Origin of the sequence: Paracoccus sp. MA, from assembly GCF_020990385.1 — a bacterium.
Lineage (GTDB): Bacteria > Pseudomonadota > Alphaproteobacteria > Rhodobacterales > Rhodobacteraceae > Paracoccus.
Genome location: NZ_CP087599.1, coordinates 13,593 through 38,162, shown reverse-complemented (window position 1 = coordinate 38,162; position 24,570 = coordinate 13,593). Strand labels below are relative to the sequence as shown.

General features: G+C 69.9%; 18 protein-coding genes. 9 read left to right on the top strand and 9 right to left on the bottom strand.

Translation table 11 applies throughout. The features are described 5' to 3' along the window. The first annotated feature begins 3 nt into the window (after window positions 1-3). From LOS78_RS19135 to LOS78_RS19125, 3 genes are read left to right on the top strand one after another with little or no spacing between them, the layout of a single operon-like run. Window positions 4-1,188 (top strand): cytochrome P450, encoded by a 1,185-nt coding sequence (locus tag LOS78_RS19135; RefSeq protein WP_230378772.1) that lies wholly within the window; start codon window positions 4-6, stop codon window positions 1,186-1,188. Window positions 1,189-1,216: 28 nt separating this feature from the next. Continuing rightward, window positions 1,217-1,537, top strand: coding sequence for a 2Fe-2S iron-sulfur cluster-binding protein (locus LOS78_RS19130; protein WP_230378771.1), 321 nt, complete (start codon window positions 1,217-1,219; stop codon window positions 1,535-1,537). Window positions 1,538-1,546: 9 nt separating this feature from the next. Beyond that, entirely contained in the window at window positions 1,547-2,758 is a 1,212-nt protein-coding gene (locus tag LOS78_RS19125) for an NAD(P)/FAD-dependent oxidoreductase (RefSeq protein ID WP_230378770.1), read from the top strand. A 178-nt stretch (window positions 2,759-2,936) separates the two neighbouring features. Here LOS78_RS19125 and LOS78_RS19120 read toward each other — a convergent pair whose 3' ends face one another. Beyond that, a complete protein-coding gene (locus LOS78_RS19120; RefSeq protein ID WP_028713815.1) occupies window positions 2,937-3,143 on the bottom strand; it encodes a hypothetical protein in 207 nt (68 codons plus the stop codon). Between the two features lie 738 nt (window positions 3,144-3,881). Between LOS78_RS19120 and LOS78_RS19115 the strand changes: the two genes are divergently transcribed. Then, window positions 3,882-5,441 (top strand): BCCT family transporter, encoded by a 1,560-nt coding sequence (locus LOS78_RS19115; protein ID WP_230378769.1) that lies wholly within the window; start codon window positions 3,882-3,884, stop codon window positions 5,439-5,441. Between the two features lie 156 nt (window positions 5,442-5,597). Here the strand turns inward: LOS78_RS19115 and LOS78_RS19110 are convergent, their stop codons facing one another. From LOS78_RS19110 to LOS78_RS19095, 4 genes are all read right to left on the bottom strand, one after another. Then, window positions 5,598-7,643 carry a catalase gene (locus tag LOS78_RS19110; RefSeq protein ID WP_230378768.1) on the bottom strand — a complete coding sequence of 682 codons (2,046 nt, stop codon included), beginning with the start codon at window positions 7,641-7,643 and terminating at the stop codon, window positions 5,598-5,600. Between the two features lie 166 nt (window positions 7,644-7,809). Beyond that, on the bottom strand, window positions 7,810-9,009 hold the full coding sequence (pcaF, locus tag LOS78_RS19105; protein ID WP_230378767.1) for a 3-oxoadipyl-CoA thiolase: 1,200 nt from the start codon (window positions 9,007-9,009) through the stop codon (window positions 7,810-7,812). Window position 9,010: 1 nt separating this feature from the next. Beyond that, on the bottom strand, window positions 9,011-9,682 hold the full coding sequence (locus LOS78_RS19100; RefSeq protein WP_230378766.1) for a 3-oxoacid CoA-transferase subunit B: 672 nt from the start codon (window positions 9,680-9,682) through the stop codon (window positions 9,011-9,013). Beyond that, window positions 9,679-10,428, bottom strand: a complete 750-nt coding sequence (locus LOS78_RS19095; RefSeq protein WP_230378765.1) for a 3-oxoacid CoA-transferase subunit A — start codon at window positions 10,426-10,428, stop codon at window positions 9,679-9,681. Before LOS78_RS19095 ends, LOS78_RS19100 begins: the two co-directional genes overlap by 4 nt. Window positions 10,429-10,536: 108 nt before the next feature. Between LOS78_RS19095 and LOS78_RS19090 the strand changes: the two genes are divergently transcribed. From LOS78_RS19090 to LOS78_RS19080, 3 genes are all read left to right on the top strand, one after another. Next, window positions 10,537-11,295, top strand: coding sequence for an IclR family transcriptional regulator C-terminal domain-containing protein (locus LOS78_RS19090; RefSeq protein ID WP_230378764.1), 759 nt, complete (start codon window positions 10,537-10,539; stop codon window positions 11,293-11,295). Between the two features lie 64 nt (window positions 11,296-11,359). Further along, window positions 11,360-12,559, top strand: coding sequence for a putative DNA modification/repair radical SAM protein (locus tag LOS78_RS19085; RefSeq protein WP_230378763.1), 1,200 nt, complete (start codon window positions 11,360-11,362; stop codon window positions 12,557-12,559). Beyond that, a complete protein-coding gene (locus LOS78_RS19080) occupies window positions 12,556-14,022 on the top strand; it encodes a UdgX family uracil-DNA binding protein (RefSeq protein ID WP_230378762.1) in 1,467 nt (488 codons plus the stop codon). Before LOS78_RS19085 ends, LOS78_RS19080 begins: the two co-directional genes overlap by 4 nt. 39 nt (window positions 14,023-14,061) lie before the next feature. On the opposite strand, the gene LOS78_RS19075 is transcribed toward LOS78_RS19080, so the two are convergent. The 3 genes from LOS78_RS19075 to LOS78_RS19065 all read right to left on the bottom strand — a co-directional run bounded on the left by LOS78_RS19075 (window position 14,062) and on the right by LOS78_RS19065 (window position 17,999). After that, window positions 14,062-15,519 (bottom strand): phospholipase D-like domain-containing protein, encoded by a 1,458-nt coding sequence (locus LOS78_RS19075; protein ID WP_230378761.1) that lies wholly within the window; start codon window positions 15,517-15,519, stop codon window positions 14,062-14,064. A gap of 151 nt (window positions 15,520-15,670) precedes the next feature. Further along, window positions 15,671-17,314: a peptidoglycan-binding domain-containing protein gene (locus LOS78_RS19070; protein ID WP_230378760.1), complete on the bottom strand. Its 1,644-nt coding sequence runs from the start codon at window positions 17,312-17,314 to the stop codon at window positions 15,671-15,673. Window positions 17,315-17,447: 133 nt separating this feature from the next. Next, window positions 17,448-17,999, bottom strand: coding sequence for a helix-turn-helix domain-containing protein (locus LOS78_RS19065; RefSeq protein ID WP_028713804.1), 552 nt, complete (start codon window positions 17,997-17,999; stop codon window positions 17,448-17,450). Window positions 18,000-18,144: 145 nt separating this feature from the next. On the opposite strand from LOS78_RS19065, the gene LOS78_RS19060 reads away from it, so the two are divergent. Continuing rightward, window positions 18,145-20,592: an FAD-dependent oxidoreductase gene (locus tag LOS78_RS19060; protein ID WP_230378759.1), complete on the top strand. Its 2,448-nt coding sequence runs from the start codon at window positions 18,145-18,147 to the stop codon at window positions 20,590-20,592. Window positions 20,593-20,926: 334 nt separating this feature from the next. Further along, window positions 20,927-22,948 carry an acyltransferase family protein gene (locus LOS78_RS19055; RefSeq protein ID WP_230378758.1) on the top strand — a complete coding sequence of 674 codons (2,022 nt, stop codon included), beginning with the start codon at window positions 20,927-20,929 and terminating at the stop codon, window positions 22,946-22,948. A gap of 13 nt (window positions 22,949-22,961) precedes the next feature. Here LOS78_RS19055 and LOS78_RS19050 read toward each other — a convergent pair whose 3' ends face one another. Next, window positions 22,962-24,173 carry a PQQ-dependent sugar dehydrogenase gene (locus LOS78_RS19050; RefSeq protein ID WP_230378757.1) on the bottom strand — a complete coding sequence of 404 codons (1,212 nt, stop codon included), beginning with the start codon at window positions 24,171-24,173 and terminating at the stop codon, window positions 22,962-22,964. Window positions 24,174-24,570: the final 397 nt, after the last annotated feature.

Here is a 24,570-nt window from a genome sequence, read left to right as displayed (position 1 = left end):
GCCATGCTTGACCTGCCCATCGCGCCGCTGGACGAGACCATCACCATCGACCAGCTCACCCTCGCGCCCTATCCGATCTACAAGCGCCTGCGCGCCGAAGCGCCGGTGCTGCGGGTGAAATCCGTAGGCCGCACGTTCCTGACCAAGGCGGCCGACTGCAAGTTCGTCAAGGACACGCCCGCGATCTTTTCCTCGGACGATCCGAACACGCCGATGAAACGCGCCTTCCAGGCGCATACGCTGATGCGCAAGGACGGGCCCGAGCACATGGCCGAGCGCATGGCCATGGCCCCCGCGCTGATGCCCAAGACCATCCAGGAGGTCTGGGCGCCGCTTTACCGCAAGCTGGCCGACGACTATCTCGACCGGCTGCCGCGCGGCGAGGTGGTCGATCTGCACAAGGCGCTGTCGGCCCCCATCGCCGCCCGCATCCTGGCCCATATCCTGGGCATTCCCGAGGCCACGGACGAGCAGATGATCTTCTGGTCGCAGGCGCTGATCGACGGGGCGGGCAATTTCGGCTGGCTGCCCGAGCCCTTCATGATCTCGGACCATGCCAATCTGGAAATGGACGCGCTGCTGGCCAGGGCGGTCGAGCGGGTGCGCGCCGAACCCGACCGCTCGGCGCTGTCGGTGATGGTGAACGCCGAAAACCCGATCCCGATGAGCCAGATCGTCGCCAATATCAAGATCGCCATCGGCGGCGGCATCAACGAGCCGCGCGACGCGCTCTCGACCATCGTCTACGGGCTGCTGACCGAGCCGGGACAGCTGGAGGAGGTGCGGCGCACCGGCAAATGGGGCGCTGCCTTCGAAGAAGGGGTGCGCTGGGTCGCGCCGATCCAGGCCTCGTCCCGGCTGGTGCTGGAGGATGTCGAGATCCGCGGCTTCCACATCCCCAGGGGCGACACGGTGATGACGATCCAGGCCTCGGCCAATCACGACGAGGAGCTTTTCGACCACCCCGAGCGTTTCGACGCGTTCCGCGCCAGGAATCCGCACCAAGCCTTCGGCTCGGGGCCGCATCATTGCGGCGGCGCCCATGTCGCGCGGCGCACCGTGGGCGCGATCATGCTCGAGGCGCTGTTCGAGCGTTTCCCGAACATGGCGCTGCCCGATCCCGAAATCGTCATGTGGCGGGGCTTCGGCTTCCGCGGGCCGATCAACCTGCCCGTGGCGCTGGCCTGACCCCCGCAAATCGCAAGGAGAAATCACCATGAAGATCACCTTTATCGCCGCGGACGGCAGCGAAACCCGGGTCGATGCCGCCGAAGGCGACAGCGTCATGCAGGCCGCCGTGCAGAACGACGTGGACGGCATCATCGGCGAATGCGGCGGCTCGATGATGTGCGCGACCTGCCATTGCTATGTCGACGACGGCTGGACCGAGGCCGTCGGCGGGCAGCAGGACGGCGAGAGCGACCTGCTCGATTGCGCCGCCTCCGAGGTCAGGGCGAGCAGCCGGCTGTCCTGCCAGATCCGCATGCGGGCCGAGTTGGACGGCGTCGTCATCCACCTGCCGGAATCGCAGCTTTAAGGAGAGGCCATGCAGCGCATCGTCATCATCGGCACCGGACAGGGCGGCCAGCAGATGGCCGCCAGCCTGCGCCAGGAGGGGTTCCAGGGCGAAATCCTGATGCTGGGCGAGGAACCCGGCCTGCCCTATCAGCGCCCGCCGCTTTCCAAGGCCTATATGGCGAACGGCAATGCCGCGGCGCTGCTGCTGAAACCGGCGAGCTTCTACGAACGCTCGGCCATCGTGCTGCGGGACGGGGTCCGCGCGACGGCGATCGACCGCGCGGCGCGCGAGGTGGTGACCGGGGACGGCGCGCGCCACCCCTACGACCATCTGGTCATCGCCACCGGGGCACGGAACGCCCCGCCGCCGATCCCGGGCCTCGATGCGCCGGGCGTGGTCGAGCTGCGCAGTCTGGCCGATGCCGAACGCATCCGCCGCCGTCTGGCCGCGACCCGTCACGCCGTGGTGGTGGGCGGCGGCTTCATCGGGCTGGAATTCGCCGCCATGGCCCGCGCCGCCGGCGTGGCTGTCACCGTGGTCGAGGCGGCGCCGCGGCTGATGTCGCGCGCGCTTTCGCCCGAGATGGCGGACTGGTTCCTGACGCTGCACCGCGAGATGGGCAGCCAGGTTCTGCTGGACGCGCCCGTTGCCGGCGTGCTGGCGGGCGCGGACGGCCGGGCCTCGGGTGTCGTGCTGGCCGACGGGCGCGAGGTTTCCGGCGATCTGGTGCTGATGGCGACCGGCGTGCGGCCCAACAGCGAACTGGCCGAGGCGGCGGGGCTGGCCTGCGCCAATGGCATCCTTGTCGATGCCACGCTGGCGACCGCGGATCCGGCGATCTCGGCCCTGGGCGACGTCGCGGCCTTTCCCGGACCGCTGGGCCGGCCTCTGCGGCTGGAATCGGTGCAGGCGGCGGTCGACCATGCCCGCCACATCGCGCGCCGGCTGGTCGGCGGGGCCAGCGCCCCCTATGCGGCGGTCCCGTGGTTCTGGTCCGACCAGGGCAAGGCCAAGCTGCAGATCGCCGGCCTGCTGACGGGTGCCGACCGCACCGTCGTCCTGCCGCAGCCCGAGGCCGCGCCCGTGGTGCTGCTGTTTCGCGGCGGCCATCTGGCGGCGGTCGAGACGGTGAACGCAGCAGGCATCCACATGGCCGCGCGCCGGATGATCGGCTGCCCCCTCGCGCAGCTCGAGGCGCATGGCTTCGACTTGCGCGCCGCGATGAAGGCCGCGGCCTAGCGCCTGGCGCGGGCGGCCGTTCCGGGTTTCCCGCCGCGGCTTATCCGGGATGACCGCCGCGCCGCCGGCCGGGTCGGGCGGCCGGGCAGCACCGATCAGGCCCAGCCGGCCGGTGAAGCCGGTGAACCGCCGCGCGGCTGCCGGCATAGCCGGCCGGCCGTGCTGCGGGTGCCCGGCTTCATTTGCGGGCGCTCGCGCCGTCCCAGAGCACCCATAGCCAGAACAGGCCGTGCAGCACCGCGCCGATGCAGGCGCCCCGCTCGGCCTGGCCGAAGACCCAGCCGACCAGCGCGCCGATCTCGATGCCGAGCGCCAGCGACATGACGAACCAGATCAGCCCGCCCAGCAGCCTCGTCAGCCAGTCGCGATCGTGATCCAGCGTCATCCGGGCCGCCCCTCCCGACATGCCGCCGCCGCGGCCGGCCGGCCGGTGCCGGGATCGGCCGCCCCGGCCCGCGGCGCGCAGGGCGTTCTGTGCCGCCCGTCCGCGGCAAGGGTCGTGCTGGTCATGGTCGCGTCCTGTCCGTCCTGAAAACAGGATGCCTCACATTCGGCCCGGCGCACGCGGATTTTTGTATGAAGTTGTTGCCGGGGCGGCGGGATGCGGGCCAATGCCGCAATTCCGGCGGCCGGCAAACCCCCGGACGCGCATCGAACCGGCGCGGGGATCAATCCGAAGTTGTAGCCGGGGGCAAGGAAGCGGCCCCCAGTCCTGCTCCGGCACGCGCCATGATTCGCGGCTGGCAGGCATGGGCCGCGACAGGGGCGATCCGACCGGAGGGGCGGCGACCCCCGCCTCGCCTGCCCGGCGCAAGGCTGGCCGGGGGGCGGCGCGCAGCCACGCGGCCCGAGGACGCTTTTGCCGCGCAACATGTCGGTTGAGTGCGCTTTGCCCGGGGGCGGATGTCCCATCCTCGGGTCCGAAGGCACGCGCCCCGGCCGGCAAGCCGTGCGGGATGCCGATGCGCGGGCGCCGGCGACCGGCAAGCATGGGGCCGCATCCGGCCGGCGGCCGCGGGCATCGCCCTGCGGCCCGTGACGCGCGGGCCCATCGCCCCGGGACAGCGGCCGAAACGGCCGCAGCCCCGGCGCGTCCTGGAGGAGACTGCGGAGGAGATCGCATATGCAGACAAGGCCCGAAAGGGGCATCAACCCCGGCGTCTTCTGGCCCGCCATCGCCATTGCGGGGGGCTTCGTGATGTGGGGCGTCCTGGCGCCGGACAGCCTGGCCGCCCGCGCCACCGCCGCGCTGAACTGGATCATCCGGGTCTTCGGATGGAGCTTCGTCATCTCGACGGCGTTCTTCCTGGCATTCGCCCTGTTTCTGGCCTTCAGCCGCTTCGGCAGGATCAAGCTGGGCCATGACGACGAAAGCCCGGAATTCTCGACCCGGTCCTGGATCTGCATGATGTTCAGCGTCGGCATGGGGATCGGGCTGATGTTCTGGGGCGTGGCCGAACCGATCAGCCATTACGGCACCCCGCCGCACGGCCTGGCCGAGCCCGGGTCGCGCGACGCGGCGCTGCTGGCGATGCAATACGCCTATTTCCACTGGGCGCTGCATCCCTGGGCGATCTATGCCATGGCCGGGCTGGCGATGGCCTATTTCAGCTATCGCCGCGACCTGCCGATGCTGGTCTCAAGCGCCTTCCACCCGCTCTTGGGCGACCGCGTTCACGGACCCATCGGGCGCACCATCGACGTGCTGGCGATCATCGCCACGCTGTTCGGCACCGCGACCTCGCTGGGACTGGGTGCGCAGCAGATCAACAGCGGCCTGAACTACCTGTGGCAGACCGGGGAATCGGCGACCATCGCGCTGACCATCATCTCCGCGCTCTCGGTGCTGTTCATCCTGTCGGCAGTGTCGGGCGTGGGCCGGGGCATCCAGTTCCTCAGCAACATCAACATGGTCGTCGCCGTGCTGCTGCTGCTGTTCCTGGCGCTGCTGGGCCCGACCGTCTTCATCCTCGACACGCTGATCGAGGCGATGGGCTATTACTTCGGCGACCTGGTGTCGATGTCCTTCCGCACCTCGGCCTTCAGCGACAGCAAATGGCTGGCCAGCTGGACGATCTTCTACTGGGCCTGGTGGATTTCCTGGGCGCCTTTCGTCGGCGTGTTCATCGCCCGCATCTCGCGCGGGCGCACCATCCGGGAATTCGTCGTGGGCGTGCTGATGATCCCCAGCGCCGTGACCTTCATCTGGTTCTCGGTCATGGGCGGCAGCGCGCTGTTTTCCGAGCTTGCCGGCGCCGGCGGGCTGGTCGAGGCCGTCGCGCGGCAGGGCGAGGCGGTGTCGCTGTTCGCGCTGCTCGAACAATATCCGCTGGCGGGGCTGACCTCGACCGTGGCGATGTTCCTGGTGGCGATCTTCTTCGTCTCGGGGGCGGATGCGGCCTCGGTGGTGATGGGGATGCTGTCCTCCTACGGCACGACGCATCCGCGTGCGGGCGTGGTGGTGCTCTGGGGCCTGCTGGCGGGCGCCTCGGCCTCGGTGCTTTTGGTGATGGGCGGGCTGAACGGGCTGCAGACCGCCTCGATCATCGCGGCGGCGCCGTTCCTGGTGGTGATGGTGGGGCTTTGCGCCTCGCTGTGGAAGGGGCTGCTGGACGATATCGAGGTCCATGGCCATTTCGAGGAAATCGACCCCCATACCGGCGGCATCAAGGACCATCCCTGACCGGCCCCGGCGCCTGCCCCCGCCAAGGCGCGGGTGCCGGAGCCCCGGCCCGGCGTGACCACCCCCTGCCCCGGCCGCACCTGTTCCGGCGGCGGGCGGTGGCGGGTCGCCCCCGCCCCCTCGCCCTTCTGGTAGAGGGGGCGGGCACCGGCAAGGTCAGGCCAGGTCGCGCAGCGTCGCCTCGCGCGCCCAATAGCGGCGCTTCGCGGTCTCGGGCAGCCGGTCATAGGGCACGACGCCCTCGTCCGGCGCGATTCCGGCGCGGTCCAGGATGACCTGCGATCCCTTGCAATGCCCGATGGCCTTCAGATGGGCATAGGCGTCCATGACGAAGCCGATGGCCGCGGCATCGCGGGCCAGCTTCTGCGCCGCCTCGGGCGCCAGGATCATCCCAACGGCATCGAACAGCACCGAGGGCGAGCCGGCGAGCTGGCCGTCCGCCTGCATCTCGCCGCCCTGCAGCTTCAGCGGGCCCAGCTTGGGGGCGATGGTGAAGACGCTGCCGCCCTCGGCCCGGATCGCGGCGATCAGCCCGTCGATCCCGTCCTTGTCCGAGCCTTCGTCGAAAAGCAGGCCGACCTTGCGGCCCTTGAGGGTCTCGTTCCAGTTCTTCTGGATCGACAGCGCATCCGAGGGGTCGAGGTCCAGCGGCACGCGGAAGGGCTTGGCGGCCTCCGGCAGCGCCATTCCCAGCCCCTTGGCCACCCGTTCCGCCAGCACCTCGTCGATGTTGCGCAGCTGGCTGACGACGCGCCGCCGCACATGCTCCAGCTCCACCTTGGACAGCTCGAAGACCAGGGCCGAGGCGATATGCGCCTGCTCGTTCTCGGTCTGCGAGCGCCAGAACAGCCGCGGCTGGCTGTAATGGTCGCCGAAGCTCTCGGCCCGGATGCGCAGCTTGTCGCCCTGCACCCCGGCCGGGGCGGTGGCGAAGCCCTCGGCGCTGGCGCGGGGGCCGGGATCCTCGCCGGCCTCGTCCAGGCTGTTCGGCTCGTAATTGGCGCGGCCGCTGGGCACCTGGGTCTGCATCATCCCGTCGCGCATCATGTTGGCATAGGGGCATTTCGGCGCATTCACCGGGATCTGGTGGAAATTCGTCGTGCCCAGCCGGGATTTCTGCGTGTCGAGATAGGAAAACAGCCGGCCCTGCAGCAGCGGATCGTCGCTGAACTCGATGCCCGGCACGATGTTCGAGGGCAGGAAGGCGACCTGCTCGGTCTCGGCGAAGAAATTGTCCGGGTTGCGGTCCAGCACCAGCCGGCCGACCACCCGCAGCGGCACGATCTCTTCGGGGATGATCTTGGTGGCGTCCAGCACGTCATAGGGCAGGCTGTCGGCCAGCGCCTGGTCGAAGATCTGCAGGCCCAGATCCCATTCGGGGTGATCGCCCGCGGCGATCGCCTCGTAGAGGTCGCGGCGGTGATAATCGTTGTCGGCGCCCTGCAGCTTGGCGCTTTCGTCCCAGACCAGCGACTGCATGCCCAGCCGCGGAAGCCAGTGGAACTTGACGAAATGCTCCTCGCCCTTTTCGTTGACCAGCTTGAAGCTGTGCACGCCGAAGCCCTGCATCATCCGGTAGCTGCGCGGGATGGCGCGGTCGGACATCGCCCACATCACCATATGCAGGCTTTCCGGCATCAGCGAGACGAAATCCCAGAAGGTGGCATGCGCAGTCGCGGCCTGCGGATAGCCGCGGTCGGCCTCCATCTTGACCGCATGCACCAGGTCCGGGAACTTGATCGCGTCCTGGATGAAGAAAACCGGGATGTTGTTGCCGACCAGATCCCAGTTGCCGGCTTCGGTATAGAACTTCACCGCAAAGCCGCGCACGTCGCGCGGCGTATCGACCGAGCCCGCCCCGCCCGCGACGGTCGAGAAGCGGACGAAGACCGGGGTCTTCTTGCCCTTCTCGGCGAAGAGGCCGGCGCGGGTCAGCTCGGGGATCGGGTCGGTGCATTCGAAATAGCCATGCGCCGCCGAGCCGCGGGCATGCACGATGCGCTCGGGGATGCGCTCGTGGTCGAAGTGGAAGATCTTTTCCCGCAGCAGGAAATCCTCCAGCAGCGTCGGGCCGCGATGGCCCGCGCGCAGGCTGTTCTGGTTGTCCGAGATCGGGATACCGTGATTGGTGGTCAGCGTCTCGCCGCCGCGCTGCTGCGTTTCGCCGGCGTTGCCGCGTTCCGTCTGGTAAGAGCGTGCCATCTTTCCTGCCTTCTTCCGAGGTGGGGGCGGCGGGAAGGCTGGGGCCGCCCGCCGCGGGCTCGGGGGGCCAACGTCACGGCAGGGCGCGGGTTCCATGCAGCCCGCATCGGCGCGCCACGGGACCCTTGGGCTTTCGCGGCATCCGACGGTTTCGGAGGGAGCGCGCCTAGACCCTCTCCAGCGCGATGGCGATTCCCTGGCCGACGCCGATGCACATGGTCGAGAGCGAGCGCCGCCCGCTGGTCCGGGCCAGTTCCAGCGCCGCGGTGCCGGTGATGCGGGCACCGGACATGCCTAGGGGATGCCCCAGCGCGATGGCGCCGCCGTTCGGGTTCACGCGCGGATCGTCCTCGGCGATGCCCAGCTGGCGCAGCGTGGCGATACCCTGCGCGGCGAAGGCTTCGTTCAGCTCGATCACGTCGAAATCCGCTTGGGTCAGGCCCAGCCGCGCCATCAGCTTCTGCGACGCGGGCGCCGGGCCGATGCCCATGATGCGCGGCGGCACGCCCGCCGTCGCCCCGCCCAGCACCCGGGCGATGGGCGTCAGCCCGTGCTTCTTCGCCGCCGCCTCGGAGGCGAGGATCAGCGCCGCCGCCCCGTCGTTCACCCCCGAGGCATTGCCCGCCGTGACCGAGCCGTTCGGGAACAGCGGCCGCAGCTTCGCCAGCGCCTCGGGTGTCGTGGCGCGGGGATGCTCGTCGGTATCGACCACCAGCGGCTCGCCCTTGCGCTGCGGGATCGTCACCGGGGTGATTTCCTGCGCCAGCCGGCCGCTGGCGATGGCCGCCGCCGCCTTCTGCTGCGAGGCCAGCGCCATCGCGTCCTGCGCCTCGCGCGCGATGCCGTAATCGTCGGCGACGTTCTGGCCGGTCTGCGGCATCGAGTCGGTGCCATAGGCCCGATCCATCGCCGGATTCACGAAGCGCCAGCCGATGGTGGTGTCGTGGATCTCGGCATGGCGGCTGAAGGCGGTCTCGGCCTTGGGCAGCACGAAGGGCGCGCGCGACATCGACTCGACGCCGCCGGCGATCATCAGCCCGGCCTCGCCCGTCGCGATCTGGCGGGCGGCGACCAGAACCGCGTCCATGCCCGAGCCGCAAAGCCGGTTGATGGTGGTGCCCGGCACCTCGACCGGCAGGCCGGCGAGCAGCAAGGACATGCGGGCGACGTTGCGGTTGTCCTCGCCGGCCTGGTTGGCGCAGCCATAGATCACGTCGTCGACCGCCTGCCAGTCGAGCCCGGCATGGCGGGCCATCAGCGCGCGCAGCGGGATGGCGCCCAAGTCGTCGGCCCGGACCGGGGACAGCGCGCCGCCAAACCGGCCGATGGGCGTGCGGATATAGTCGCAGATGAAAACTTCGGTCATGTCACAGCTCCGGCACGACCAGATCGCCGACCGCACCGTCCAGATGCAGCCGCGCGCCGGTCACGGCTTGCAGGTCGTCAAGGGAAATCGTGGCCAGCTTCTCGCGCAGCACGAAACGGCCGCCTTCGATGTCCACCACGGCGAGCGAGGTATAGACCCGGGTCACGCAGCCCACGCCGGTCAGCGGCAGGGTGCAGGCCTCCAGAAGCTTCGGCTTGCCGTCCTTGGTGACGTGATCGGTGATGACGGCGACGCGCTTGGCGCCATGCACCAGATCCATGGCGCCGCCCACTGCCGGCACGCCTTTCGGCCCGGTGGACCAGTTCGCAAGATCGCCATTCTGCGCCACCTGATAGGCGCCGAGGATCGCCACGTCCAGATGCCCGCCGCGCACCATGGCAAAGCTGTCGGCATGGTGGAAGAAGGCCGCGCCCGGCTTCAGCGTGATCGCCTTCTTGCCGGCATTGATCAGGTCCCAGTCCTCCTCGCCCGCCGGCGGGGCCTCGCCAAAGCCCAGCACGCCGTTCTCGGTATGGAACACCGCCTGACGGCCGGGGGGCTGGAACTTGGCCACCATCTCGGGAAAGCCGATGCCCAGGTTCACATAGGCGCCGTCGGCGATGTCCTGCGCCGCGCGCCAGGCGATCTGGGCGTTGGAAAGCTTCGTGGTCATGCCTGCACCTCCTGGGAACGGGCGGGGGGATGGGCCGCCTCGGCACGGTTCAGCGCCTCTTCCTGCGCCGGGTTCGCGACCTCGACGATGCCGGAGACGAAGATGCCCGGCGTCACGACGGCTTCCGGGTCGATGCCGCCCGGCGCGACCGCCCGCGTCACCTGCGCGACGGTGCGCGCCGCCGCCATCGCCATCAGGGGCGAGAAGTTCCGCGCCGCCATACGATAGGTCAGGTTGCCGTAATGATCGCCCAGCTCGGCCTTGATCAGCGCGAAATCGGCCTTGAGCCAGCGTTCCTGCACATAGGACCGCCCGTCGAACTCGGCGACCGGCTTGCCCCGCGCCAGATCGGTGCCGAAGCTCGTGGGCGTGTAGAAGGCCGGGATGCCCGCCCCGCCGGCGCGGATACGCTCGGCCAGCGTGCCCTGCGGGACCAGATCAAGCTCGATCTTTCCGGCCAGATATCTCTCGGTGAAGACCCGCGGATCGGCCGAGCGCGGGAAGGAACAGACCATCTTGCGGACCATCCCCTGCTCGATCATCGCGGCGATGCCGACATGGCCGTTGCCGGCGTTGTTGTTGATGACGGTCAGGTTTCCGGGGCTGCCGGTGGCCAGATAGCGGTCGATCAGCGCGTGGATCAGCTCGATCGGCGCGCCCGAGCCGCCGAAGCCGCCGATCATCACCGTCGCGCCGTCCGGGATGCCGGCGACCGCCTCGGCCAAGTTGGGGATGCGTTTGTCCATGAACTCCTCCTGCGGGTTCCGGGGATGTCATGCGCGCATGGCCGTCGTGATGCCAGAGATTTCGTGCGGATGTTGACATTTGTTCAAACTGCGTAAAATGCTGTGCGCATGGTGAACAAGACCGATTTTATCGCCTCGCTGGCCAAGGGGCTTGGCGTGATCGAGGCGTTCCGGGCGGAACGCCCGCGGCTTTCCATCGCCGAGGTGGCCGAGGCGACGGGGCTGGACCGGGCGACGGCGCGGCGCTGCCTGCTGACCCTGCACGAGCTGGGCTATGCCGATTACGACGGCAAGTTCTTCACCCTGACGCCGCGCATCCTGCGGCTGGGCATGGGGGCGCTGGCGGCGCTGCCGCTGGCGCAGCTGGTGCAGCCCTGGCTGGACCAGCTGTCCGAGCAGATCGGGCAATCCACCTCGGTCTCGATCCTCGACGGGACCGAGATCGTCTATCTGGCGCGGGCGGCGCAAAGGCGGGTGATGTCCATCGGGCTGATGCCGGGTTCGCGGCTGCCGGCGCATTGCACCTCGATGGGCCGGGTGCTGCTGGCCGCCCTGCCCGAGCCCGAGGCGCGCGCCATCGTCGAGCGGTCCGACCTGACGCCGCGCACCCCGCACAGCCTGACGGCGCCGGAGGAGATCATGGCGCGCATCCGGCAGGCCCGCGCCGAGGGCCATGCGGTGATCGACCAGGAGGTCGAGCTGGGCCTGCGCTCGCTTGCCGTGCCGCTTTGCAACGCGCATGGCCGGGTGGTGGCGGCCCTGAACACCGGGGTGGCGGCGGTGCAATCCTCGGCCGGTGAGCTGGCGGCGCTTTACCTGCCCGCGCTCCTGAAGGTGCAGGAGGGGCTGCGCAGAGTGCTGCGCTGAGGCCGGGGCGACGGGGGCGGCTTGGCGAATTGACGAACATTCCGTGAACATCTAACTTGCCCGCATGGCAAGGACGACTCTTCAGGACAAGCTCGCCATCCTTGCGGATGCGGCGAAATACGACGCCTCCTGCGCGTCGGGCGGCGGCCGGGACGGGTCTTCGGGAATCTGCCACGCCTATACGCCGGACGGGCGCTGCATCTCGCTGCTGAAGATCCTGATGACCAATTTCTGCATCTTCGACTGCGCCTATTGCGTCAACCGCGTGTCGTCGAATGTCGAGCGGGCGCGCTTTTCCGTCGAAGAGGTCGTCACGCTGACGCTGGAATTCTATCGGCGCAACCATATCGAGGGGCTGTTTCTCTCCTCGGGGATCATCCGCTCGCCCGACCAGACCATGGCCGAGATGGTGCGCATCGCCCGGACCCTGCGCGAGGGGCACGGCTTTCGCGGCTATATCCACCTGAAGACCATTCCCGACGCCGCGCCCGACCTGATCCGCGAGGCCGGGCTCTGGGCCGACCGGCTGTCGATCAATGTCGAACTGCCGCAGGATGTCAGCCTGCGCAAGCTCGCCCCCGAGAAGCGCCCCGAAACCATCCGCAACGCCATGGCGCAGGTGCGGCTGGAAAGCGAGGCCGCGCAGGAGAAAAGCCACAGCGGCCGCCCGGCCCCGGCCTTTGCCCCGGCCGGGCAGAGCACGCAGATGATCGTCGGCGCGGACGGCGCGGACGACGTGACGATCCTGAACAGCGCCAGCCGGCTTTATGCGGGCTACGGGCTGCGGCGGGTCTATTACTCGGCCTTCTCGCCGATCCCCGACGCCTCGGCGGCGCTGCCGCTGGTCCGGCCGCCGCTTCTGCGCGAGCATCGGCTTTATCAGGCGGACTGGCTTCTGCGCTTCTACGGCTTCACCGCCGAAGAGATCGCGGCGGGCGCGACGGCCGGCCATCTGGATCTGGACCTAGACCCGAAGCTCGCCTGGGCGCTGCGCCATCGCGGGCTGTTCCCGCTGGAGGTGAACCGCGCCAGCCGGGACATGCTGCTGCGGGTTCCGGGCTTCGGCAGCCGCACCGTCGAGCGGATCATCGCCGCGCGCGCAAACCGCGCGCTGCGATACGAGGACCTGGCCCGCATGGGCGCGGCGATGAAGAAGGCGCAGCCCTTCATCACCCTGCCCGGCTGGTCGCCCGGCAAGCTGACCGACAGCGCCGGCCTGCGCGCCCGCTTCGCCCCGCCGGCCAAGCAGCTGCGCCTGCTGTGAACTACGCCGCCCCCCTGCCCGAATGCGGCACCTTCGAGGCCTGGCACGACGCCGCGCGCGTCGCGATCTCGCATCGCATCCCGCCCGAAGCCATCGACTGGGAGGCAGCCGCCGGGCTTTTCGCGGCCGGTCCCCTGCCCCCGGCCCCGGGCAGCCATCGCGCCCGGGTGCCGCCGGCCTTCATGGCGCTGGCCCGGTCGGTGATCTGGCATTCCGCGCCGGCGCGCTTCGGGCTGCTCTATCAGGCGCTGTGGCGCATCGACCGCCGGCAGGGCGATCCGCTGTCGCAGGCCGATCCCCTGGGCCGGCGGCTGGCTCTGATGGCGAAATCGGTCGAGCGCGACATCCACAAGATGCATGCCTTCCTGCGTTTCCGCGAGATCCCGGCCGAGGGTCCGCGCCGCCGCTTCGCCGCATGGTTCGAACCCGGGCACAACACGCTGGAGCCCGGCAGCCGCTTCTTTGCCGAGCGTTTCGCCGACATGGACTGGATGATCGCCACACCGCGCCTGACCGCCCGTTTCCGCGACGGACGGCTCGGCTTCGGCCCCGGCGGCACCAGGCCCGACCTGCCCGAGGATGGCGCCGAGGCGCTTTGGGCGACCTATTTCGCGAATATCTTCAACCCGGCGCGGGTCAAGCAGGACGCGATGCGGTCGCATATGCCCAGGAAATACTGGAAGAACCTGCCCGAGACCCGGCTGATCCCCGCCATGCTGAAGGATGCCGGCGCGCGGGTCGAGCGGATGCGTCAGGCCGGGGCCACCTTGCCCCGACCCGGCGCCGCCGCCGTTTCCGCCCGCTACCGCGCCGGCCTGCCCCGGCTGCCCGACCAGCCCGAAATGCTGCCCGAAATGCTGCCCGAAACGCTGGACGAGGCCCGCGCCGGCGCGCGGCAATGCCGCCGCTGCGGGCTGTGCGAGGCGGCGACGCAGACTGTCTGGGGCGAGGGCGCGCCCGATGCCCGGCTGATGATCGTGGGCGAGCAGCCCGGTGACCGCGAGGATCTGGAGGGCCGCCCCTTCGTCGGGCCTGCGGGCCAGCTCTTGCGCGCGGTCATGGCCGAGGCCGGGGTGGACCCGGCGCAGGTCTGGCTGACCAATGCGGTGAAGCATTTCAAGTTCGCGCCGCGCGGCAAGCGGCGGCTGCACCGCAATCCCGACCGGCAGGAGATCCGGCTTTGCCGCTGGTGGCTGGGTCAGGAGCTGGGCCTGATCCGCCCCGGCGCGGTGCTGGCCCTCGGCGCCTCGGCGGCCTATGCGCTGACGAAACGGGACGGCGCGCTCGCCGCCCGGCGGGGCGGGGTCGAGACGGGCCTGCATGGCGGGCCGGTGCTGGTCACCTGGCATCCCGCCCATATCCTGCGCCTGCCCGATCCCGCCCGGCAGGCGCAGGCCCGGCGGCAGCTGGCCGCCGACCTGGCCGGCGCCTTCCGGATCAGCGGCGCGGCCGGAGCCGCCTGACATAGGGTCCGGGACCGCCCCGCCCGACCGGCACCGCCGCTATGCCCGGCGGCGCAGCCGGCCCCAGCCCTTGAACAGCCCGCGTTTCGCGGTGCTCTCGAAGATCTCCTCGGGGCCGTTCGGGTCGAGGATCTCGTTCTCGGCCAGCCATTCCTCGATGCCGGTCAGTTCGGGGACGCGATAGGGAACCAGGCTGCGGCCCGGCCCGCGCAGCGCCTCGACCGTGGCGATCAGCGAGCCGGTCTCGGCAAGCTTCGCCGCCACCTGCTCCGCGGTCACACCCAGATGCTCGGCCAGCAGGTCGTCGCGCAGCGCCGCGATCCGGGAAGCGGCATGGGCATTGCCCGGCTCGTCGGCCGACAGGATCACGTCGCATTCGGTATCCAGCCGCATCGAGCGGTTGTTGAAATTCGACGAGCCGACCCGCAGCACCCGGTCGTCCACCACCATGACCTTGGCATGGACATAGATCCCCGCCCCGCCCCGGGTCTGCGGATGATAGATGCGCAGGCGGCCCCGGCAGTCGATCCGGCGCAGGGCCTCGACCAGCCGCGCCCGGGCGGTGTCCATCGCCAGCGGCTCCAGCCAGCCGTTGGCGGTATGGGGGTTGACGATGACGATCTCGGGCGGGTTCTCGCCGGCCAGCCGGCGGGCGATGGCATGGGCGATCCGGCGCGAGGCGAAATACTGGCTTTCGGCATAGATCATCCGCTCGGCCCCGGCGATCAGGTCCAGATAGGCGGCCTCGATCTCGTGCACCGGCTCGACCCCGTCCATCGCCGGGATGCTGCGGGCGATGCCCAGGCGGATGTCGGTGAAGGTCGGCCGCAATCCTTCCGGCCAGCAATCGTGGCAATCCTCGCAGGCCGGCAGCGTCTCGCCGGTCGCGGCCCGCCAGCGCGCGCGGGCCAGATCCCCCATCGCGCGCGCCGCCTCTCCGTCGAAGGCGCTGGTGGCGTCGTGCCAGGGGTCGTGCGGGCGGCCGCCCGGCCCGATGCGGCGCGGGTCGTCATCCAGGTGCTCGCGCCGGTCCCAGCGTTCGACGGTCATGTCGATGCCGCCGCAAAAGGCCAGGCAATCGTCGATCACCACGATCTTCTGGTGATGCGAGCCGGCCGGCGGATGGGCGCCGTCCAGCCGCAGGGTGATGCGCGGATGCGCCTTCCAGCGCAGGATCGTCCAGAGCGTATTGCCGCGGAACATCGCCTTGACGGCGCCGGTATCCCAGCGCAGCAGGCGGATTTCCAGCGCCGGGCTGCGATCAGCCAGCCAGAGGATGAAGTCGCCCAGCCGCGCGGGGCCGCCGTCCCCGGCTTGTCCCATCTCGATCCTTGCGTCGAAATCCCAGCCGATCAGCATGATCGAGCGCCGCGCCTTGAGCATGGCCCGGCGGGCGGTCAGGAAATAGTCGGCGGCATCGACGATAAAGGCGAAACGCTCTGCCGGCGCGATGCGCCAGCAGTTCCGCCCGGGTTGCAGCAGGGTCTCGGGACTCATCACCATCCGGTTTCCGCAAGGAACTGTTTCGCCACGCAACCTCTGCCCGCCGCTGCGGTTCCCCGGACCGGGACGAAAATCGTGCCCGGCGCAAAGAACCCGGGCGGTCCCGCCGGGTCATGCGCTTCCCGGCGGGCAAAGAAGCAGCGAGCTATTTCACCAGCTCGCGGAGGATCGTGTCCAGCCCGATCACGCCATTGCCCAGCTGGCCCTGGTTGATCAGGCGGTTGCGGCGCTGGCGGGCCTGCTCGGCATGTTCGCCGCGCGGCCAGTTCTGCAGATATTGCGTATAGCCCTGCACGGTATCGAGCTGCCGCGCCCGGGCCCAGGCGCGGTCCTCGCGGTCGCCGCGCGGCGCGTCGTCGCCCCTCGCCGCGGCCGCGGCCAGGCGCTGCCGCGCGTTCTGGGCATAGATGCCGTTCGGATAGCGGTCCAGATAGGCGCGCAGGTTGCGCACCCCGCCCTTGGCGCCGGTCTGCTGCCAATAGGCGCGGTCCTGCTGCTCGCGGCTGGGCGCCGCCGCATTGGCCTGGCTCCGCAGCGTGCCCAGCTGCGCCGAGGTCAGGTAGCCCGTCACCGCATAGCCGTTGCGCTGCTGCCAGCCGCGGATGGCCGAACGGGTGCGCGAGCCGAAGACCCCGTCCGCCCCGCCGGTCGAATAGCCCAGCGTGTTCAGCCGGCGCTGGATCGTCACCCGGTCGGCGCGCGACAGGTTCAGCCGGCTTTCGGCCAGTTCGGCCTGCGACGGCTGGCGCGCGGGCGCCGCCTGGCGCGGCTGCTGGATCTCGGGCTCGCGCGGCTGGACCGGAGCGGGCGCGGGGACAGGCGCCGGCCGCAGCTCGGTCAGCCGGTTCTGCGCCGCCTCGGCGAATTCCCCCCGGGGATAGCGCGCCAGATAGTCCTCATAGGCCGCAGCGGTATTGGCCGCCGCCGCCTCGGCCCAGAGGTCGCGGTCGGCCTGCGCCGTCCCCAGCGCATCCAGCCGCGCCTTGGCGGCCGCCGAATAGATCCCGCTAGGATAGCGGTCGAGATAGCCGCGATAGGCCGACGCCGTGTCCTCGGCCGCCGCCTTGGCCCACAGATCGCGGTCGGCCTCCAGCGGATCGGCCGGGGCCTCGGCGGTCCCGGCACCGGCTTCGGCGGCCACCAGCACCAGCTCCGCATCGCCGCCCTCGGCCATGACCAGCCGGTCGTCGGCGCGCAGCAGATCCGCGACCGAAGTGCCGGGCTGCAGCAGCGCCGCCGCAGCCGCGCTGGTCGCGGCGGGCGGACCCGACAGCACCGTCACCCCTTCCGGGGGGGTCAGCGGGCCGATGCCGTTTTCCAGCCCGGCGGCATGTTCCATGCCCTTTTCGTCCAGGCCGAGCAGCAGCACCGCCCCCGGCCGCGCCTGCTTCATCAGGTCCAGCACCATGGACAGCGGCACGCCCTGCCCGCCGGCGCCGACCAGATCGGGCTTCTCGGCATCGGTGCCCATATACCAGCTGTCGCTGCCGCCATGCAGGAAATGGCCGTTCAGCAGCACGATCCGCGCCCCCGGGTCGTCGTCGGGCCGCAGCAGATCGGCCAACGCCTGCCGCACGTCCTTGACCGTCAGGTCGGCGCCGGCCACGGTGCGGAACCCCGCCGCCTTCATCGCGTCCGAGGCGGCGCCGGCATCGGCATCGGCCAGTTCCGGCGCGTGCCGGTAGCGGGCATTGGCGATCACCACGCCGCGATTTTCGGCCAGGGCCGGTCCCGCCGCGACCAGCGCGGCCAGAAGAAGCGACAGGTGGCGCATGGCTTTCTCCTTCATCGGCAATGCCCTCATAATGCCGCAGGGGCGGTATCGTTCCCGGTTAGCGGCCCGCCCGCAGCCTCACAAGTCCGGGACCGGACACATGGCCGCGAGGGTCCGCGGCTTCGGCGACGGATCGCCGAATGGCCGGTCAGTAGATCGGCGGCGAGACGATCCAGATCACCTCGGCGGGCTCGTCGCCGGGATTTTCCCAGGCATAGGCCGCGCCCCTGAACTGGAAGCTGTCGCCGGGGCCAAGCGCAAAGCGCCGCCCACCGATCTGCAGCACCAGCCGTCCCGAGATCACCACGCCGCCGTCCTCTTTCTCGCGCGCGGGGCGGATGCCTTCGCTTTTCGAACCGGGCGCGAAGACCGAGCGGATCATCTCGAAGCCCCCGGTCAGCCCGGGCGAGAGCAGCTCTTCGGAAAGCCCGGTATCGGCCGAGCCAATGCGGCTGCGGTCGGCGGCGCGCACGATCAGCCCCTGCTCCTCGGGCTGGCGGGCGGCCGAGCGGAAGAAGAAGCTAATGTTCAAGTCGAAAAGCAGCGCGATCCGGCCCAGGTCCTGGACCGAGGGCGCGGTCACGCCGCGCTCGACCTGGCTGAGCCAGCCGACCGAGCGGTCCAGCCGCCCGGCGCATTCCGCGATGGTCATGCCGCGCGCCTTGCGCAGCGCCCTGATGTCCTGACCGATCCTGTCCATGGCCCCGTGCTAGAGGAACGGCATCGCCTTGGCCAGAGAAATGATGATGACACCCCACCGCATCACCATAATGAAAAACAATGCTTGAAATTTCATTCAAACGTGACAGGGTGGCGGGCAGGATTCTCCAGCCAGGAATGCGCCCATGCCCGACCTTCCCCGCTCCGCCCGCGTCGTCATCATCGGCGGCGGCATCTCGGGCTGCTCGGTCGCCTATCACCTGGCCGAGCGGGGCTGGACCGACATCGTGCTGCTGGAACGCAGGCAGCTGACCTGCGGCACGACATGGCATGCGGCGGGGCTGGTCGGGCAGTTGCGCGCCAGCCAGAACATGACCCGGCTGGCGAAATATTCGACCGACCTCTACACCCGGCTGGAGGCCGAGACCGGGCTGGCCACCGGCTTTTCGCAGCGCGGTTCGATGACGGTGGCGCTGACCGAGGCCCGGCGCGAGGAACTCTTGCGGCAAGCCTCGATGGCGCGCGCCTTCGGCATCGAGGTGAGCGAGCTTTCCCCCAGAGATATCAAGGGGCTGTATCCCAATCTTGAGATTTCGGATGTGGTGTCTGGCGTGCATCTGCCGGGCGACGGGCAGGCCGATCCGGCCAATATCGCGTTGGCGCTGGCCAAGGGCGCGCGGATGCGCGGGGCCCGCATCCACGAAGGCGTCAAGGTCATCCGCGTCAGTGCCGACCGCGGCCGCGTCACCGGCGTGGACTGGCAGGCGGGCGACGAGCGCGGCCATATCGCCGCCGCCCATGTGGTCAATTGCGGCGGCATATGGGGCCGCGACCTTGCGGCGCAGAACGGCGTCACCCTGCCGTTGCATGCCTGCGAGCATTTCTACATCGTCACCGAGGCGGTGCCGGGCCTGTCGCAGCTTCCGGTGCTGCGCGTCCCCGACGAATGCGCCTATTACAAGGAGGATGCCGGCAAGATCCTGCTCGGTGCCTTCGAACCGGTCGCCAAGCCCTGGGGCATGGCCGGCATCCGCGAGGATTTCTGCTTCGACCAGCTGCCCGAGGACGTGGACCATTTCGAGCCGATCCTGGAAAAGGCCATCGCCCGCATGCCGATCCTGGCCGAGACCGGCATCCATACCTTCTTCAACGGTCCGGAAAGCTTCACCCCCGACGACCGCTATTACCTGGGCGAGGCGCCCGAGCTGGCCGGCTACTGGCTGGCGGCGGGCTACAATTCCATCGGCATCGTCTCGTCCGGCGGGGCGGGCATGGTACTGGCGGCCTGGATGGACAAGGGCGAGCCGCCTTTCGACCTGTGGGAGGTGGATATCCGCCGCGCCCAGCCCTTCCAGCGCAACCGCCGCTATCTGCGCGAGCGCGTGACGGAAACGCTGGGGCTGCTTTATGCCGATCATTACCCTTACCGCCAGATGGCGACGGCGCGCGGGCTGCGCCGTTCGCCCCTGCACGAGCACCTGAAGGCGCGCGGTGCGGTCTTCGGCGAGGTCGCGGGCTGGGAGCGCGCCAACTGGTTCGCCGGTCCCGGCGAGCCGCGCGAATACCGCTATTCCTGGGGCCGGCAGAACTGGTTCGCAAACAGCGCCGGGGAACACCGGGCGCTGCGCGAGGGCGTCGGGCTGCTGGACATGTCGAGCTTCGGCAAGATCCGGGTCGAGGGGCGGGATGCGCTGGCCTTCCTGCAGCGGCTCTGCGGCAACGACATGGACGTGGCGCCGGGACGCATCGTCTATACGCAGATGCTGAACGCGCGCGGCGGCGTCGAGTCCGACCTGACGGCGACGCGGCTGTCCGAGACCGCCTTCCTGCTGGTGGTGCCCGGCGCGACGCTGCAGCGCGACCTGGCCTGGCTGCGCCGGCATCTGGGCGACGCCTTCGTCACCATCACCGACATGAGCGCCGCCGAGGCGGTGATCCCGGTCATGGGGCCGCGCTCGCGCGCGCTTCTGTCCCGCGTCTCGCCCGACGATTTCTCGGAGGCGGCGCATCCCTTCGGCACGGCGCGCGAGATCGAGATCGGCCTGGGCCTGGCCCGCGCGCATCGCATCTCTTACGTGGGCGAACTGGGCTGGGAGCTTTACGTCAGCTCTGACCAGGCCGCGCATGTCTTCGAGGTCCTGGCCGAGGCGGGCGAGGATCTGGGCCTGCGGCTTTGCGGCCTGCACGCGATGGACAGCTGCCGCATCGAAAAGGCCTATCGGCATTTCGGCCATGACATCACCGACGAGGATCACGTGCTGGAGGCCGGGCTGGGCTTCGCGGTCAGGACCGGCAAGGGCGATTTCATCGGCCGCGAGGCGGTGCTGCGCAAGCGCGAGCAGGGCCTGACACGCCGGCTGCTGCAGTTCCGCCTGCGCGACCCCGAGCCGCTCTTGTTCCATAACGAGCCGATCCTGCGCGACGGGCGCATCGTCGGGCAGCTGACTTCGGGCGCCTATGGCCACACGCTGGGCGGCGCCATCGGGCTGGGCTATGCGCCTTGCCGGCCGGAGGAGACGGCCGAGGACCTGCTGGCCTCGGCCTGGCGGATCGAGGTGGCGGGCCGGCTGGTCGAGGCCGAGGCGAGCCTGAAGCCGCTTTACGACCCCCGCTCGCTTCGGGTCGCGGGATAACGGGATGCGGCGGCGGCCGGCCGTCATGTGAAAGATCGCCTCGGGGCGCGCGCCACGCGCCGGACGGTAGCGGTCCCGGCCATTCGGCGTCCAAGAGGGGAACGGGCGGTTCCCCCTCTTCTGGTCCCCGCCTCCGGGCGGGCGTCGCGGCGCCGGTCCGCGGCCGGGATGCCGGGCGGGTCCTTCCTGCGGAGGCGCCCGCCGTGCCCTTTTCCCTGCCCGGCTACGGCCGGAAACCTGCCGCAAAGATACGTTGACCCTGCGAATGGTCCTGTGCGTAAATTTTTCCGACCGGCCGCGCCGGCGCGAAACAGACCCGTCAGCAAGTCAAAGCATGGTTCCCAGTTCCCTTTACCGCCCCGATATCGATGGATTGCGCGCTGTCGCCGTCGGCCTTGTGGTCCTGTTCCACGCCGGGGTTCCCGGGCTTGACGGGGGCTTCGTCGGCGTCGACGTCTTCTTCGTCATCTCGGGCTATCTGATCACCTCGATCCTGCTGCGCGAGGCGCGCGACGGCAGCTATTCCCTGGCCCGCTTCTACGAGCGGCGGATCAGGCGGATCTTTCCGGCGCTGGTCGTCGTCCTTGCCGCGACCACGCTCGCCGGGTTCCAGATCCTCACCCCCGAACAGCTGGCCGCCTATGGCAAGAGCATGATGGCCACCATGCTCTTCGTGGCGAATTTCCATCTGGGCATGACCTCGAACTATTTCGCGCCGGACGCGGAAACCCAGCCGCTGCTGCATACCTGGTCGCTGGCGGTCGAGGAGCAGTTCTACATCGTCTTCCCCCTGGCCCTCATCGCGCTGCTGCGCTGGTATCCGCGCGGCGTGAAACCGGCGCTGTGGCTGGCGGCGCTGCTCAGCTTTGCGGCCTGCGTGGTGCTGACCGGGCTGCGGCCGACCATGGCCTTCTACCTCGCCCCCACCCGCGCCTGGGAACTGCTGGCCGGCAGCCTGCTGGCGATGCACGCGCCGCGCGCCCTGCCGGCGGGGCGGGACTGGATCGCGCCGCTGCTGGGCGCCGCCGGGCTGGGCCTGATCCTGGCGGCGGGGATCGGCATCACCGCCGACACGGCCTTTCCCGGCTGGGCGGCGGCGCTGCCGGTGCTGGGCGCGGCGGCGCTGATCCTGGCGGGTGGGCGGGGCGGCGGGGCGGCGACCCGGCTGCTGTCCACCCCGCCGATGCGCGGCCTGGGGCTGATCTCGTATTCCCTTTACCTGTGGCACTGGCCGGTGATGGTGCTGTTGCGGTTCTGGACCATCGATCCGCCGACACCCCTGCAAAGGACGCTGGCGGTGGCGGCGTCGGTCGCCCTGTCCGTCCTGTCCTGGAAATATGTCGAGCAGCCGTTCCGCCGCCCCCGCCGCGGGCCCGGACGGCTGCGTCACCCGGCGCTCTGGGCCGGGGCGGGCTGCATCCTGGCGGTCTGCGCCCTCTCCGGCCTGATCGTCCAGGGCCGGGGCCTGCCGGGCCGCTTCACCGCCGAGGAGCGGATGCTGCTGGTCGAGGAGGTGAAGGACGGCAGCCTGCCCTGCGACGGCTTCAGGAACTGGCGCGAAATCGCGCATTGCCCGGTCGGCGCGCCGGACGGGCCGGAAAGCTTTCTGGTCTGGGGCGATTCGCACGGGTTTTCGCTGCTGCCGGGGCTGCACGAGGCGATGAGGTCGCTGGACAGGCGGGGGCTGTTCGTCGGCATTCCCGGCTGCGTTTCCCTGCTTGGCCTGACCCGGACCAGCGAGCCCTTTCCCCGGCTGTGCTACCCGCTGGGGGATCACGTGCTGTCGCTGCTGGACGAGCGGCCGGACATCCGCACGGTCTATCTGGTCAGCCGCTGGTCGGTCTATGCGCAGGGCATGCGCTTCAAGCATGCGCCCACCGCCCGCCAGAGCCTGATCGTCGATCCCGAAAGCCCGGGGCCCAGCCTTCCCGAGAACCCGCGCGCCTTTCGCCGGGCGCTTGACCGCACCATCGCGGAATTCCGGCGCCGGGGGCTGGAAATCGTGGTGGTGAACCAGGTGCCGGACGTGGGCTATCACGTCTCGATCGCCACGGTGATGACCGCCCGCACCCACAGAAAGCTGGACCTGCGCACCAGCCGCGAGGAATACCAGGCCTTTCAGCACTCGACCCGGGCGATCTTCGCCCCCTATGCCGCGCGAAAGGACATCGCGCTCTTGCCGCTGGAACAGCTGTTCTGCGAGGGCGCGATGTGCCGGATCACCACCCGGGACGGCCTGCCCGCCTATTGGGACGACAATCACCTGTCCCGGCGCGGCGCGCTGGAGCTGGCCCCGGCCCTGGCCGAATTGCTGCGCCGGGGCCCGACCGACGGGCCGGCAGGCAAGCGGGACTGACGCGGCGCCCTGGCTAGTCCGGCAGCGCCCCGCGCCGCGCAAGGTGGATCAGCGCCCCCGGATCGTCGTCGATCAGCACCAGCAGGGCGCCGTCGGGGGCGACCTCGATGTCGCGGATGCGGCCCAGGCCCGCGGCCAGCCGCTGCTCTCCGGTGACGCGGTCGCCCTCGATCTTCAGCCGCACCACCGCCTCGGCCCGCAAGCCGCCGATCAGCGCGTCGCCCTGCCATTCGGGGAACATCGGCCCATCATAGAACACCATGCCGCTGGGGGCGATCACCGGGTCCCAGTAATAGACCGGCTGCTCCATTCCGTCCTGCGCGGTCAGGCCGGCGCCGATGGGCCCGCCGTCATAGGTCAGCCCATAGCTGATGACGGGCCAGCCGTAATTGCGCCCGGCTTCGGGGCGGTTCAGCTCGTCCCCGCCCATCGGCCCGTGCTCGACCGTCCACAGCCGGCCCTGCGGGTCCAGCGCCGCGGCCTGGATGTTGCGGTGGCCGTAGCTCCAGATCTCGGGCTGGGCCTCGGGCGCCGAGAAGGGATTGCCCGGTGCCGGCTCGCCGGTCGCCGGGTCCAGCCGCAGGACCTTGCCCAGATGGTTCTGCAGGTCCTGCGCCACCGGCTCCTCGGGCGGGATGGCGCGCTCGCCGGTGGTCACGAACAGATAGCCGTCGGCGCCGAAGACCAGGCGCGAGCCGAAATGCAGCGGCGATTCCACCGCGGGCTCTTGGCGAAAGATCACCCGCACGTCTTCCAGCCTGCTGCCGTCCTGCGACAGCCTGCCGGTCGCGACCGCCGTGGCGCTCTGCCGCTCGCCGCGCGGTTCCGAGAAGCTGAGCCAGACCTGCCGCGTGCTGGCGAAATCGGCGGCGACGGCCACGTCCAGCAGGCCGCCCTGGATCTGGGCATCGACCTCGGGCAGGCCCTGGATCGGCGGCGACAGCTGCCCGTCGCGATAAAGCCGCAGGGCCCCTGCCCGTTCCGTCAGCAGCAGCGCGCCATCGGGCAGCAGCGCCATGCCCCAGGGATGGCGCAGATCCTCGACCAGCGTGGTCCGGCTCAGCCGCAGCGCCCCGGCGATGACCGGGGCGCGGGTCTGGCCGTCGAAGGCCGGGCTCTGGTCCGGGGTATTCGGCGGCGTATCGTTGAAATCCGCCCGCGCGGGCAGGCCGGCCGCAAGCGCCAGCAGCGCGGCGGCGGCAAGGGGACGAAGCGGGGTCAGCATGGTTTCCTTTCCTGTCCAGCCCGTCGGGCGCCCTGGCCTTCACGGCGATTTGCGCTTGCTTTTGGCCTGCCGGAAACGGCGCGGCCACGGGCTATTCTGTAGCCGTTCCGGCAAGCCTTCGTCAATGCGGCGGACCCGAAGGAAAACGGCGGGAAAAACCCGCAAAAGTTGTCGAAACAGGCAGGAAATACAAGCCAGAAATTGCTTGTCTTTATGCGGAGATGCGGGCAGGCTTTGCCCTATCTTGTCGAATTGTATCGAGGAATCGGAAAGGCATATCGGCACCGGTCGCCCCGGCATCGCCGGCGCGCAGGGGAACTTGCAATTTTTGCCACACAATAACCTTTGAGAAGGCCAATATCTCAGCGGGTTATCTGGTCAGTTTTTGAATATCTGC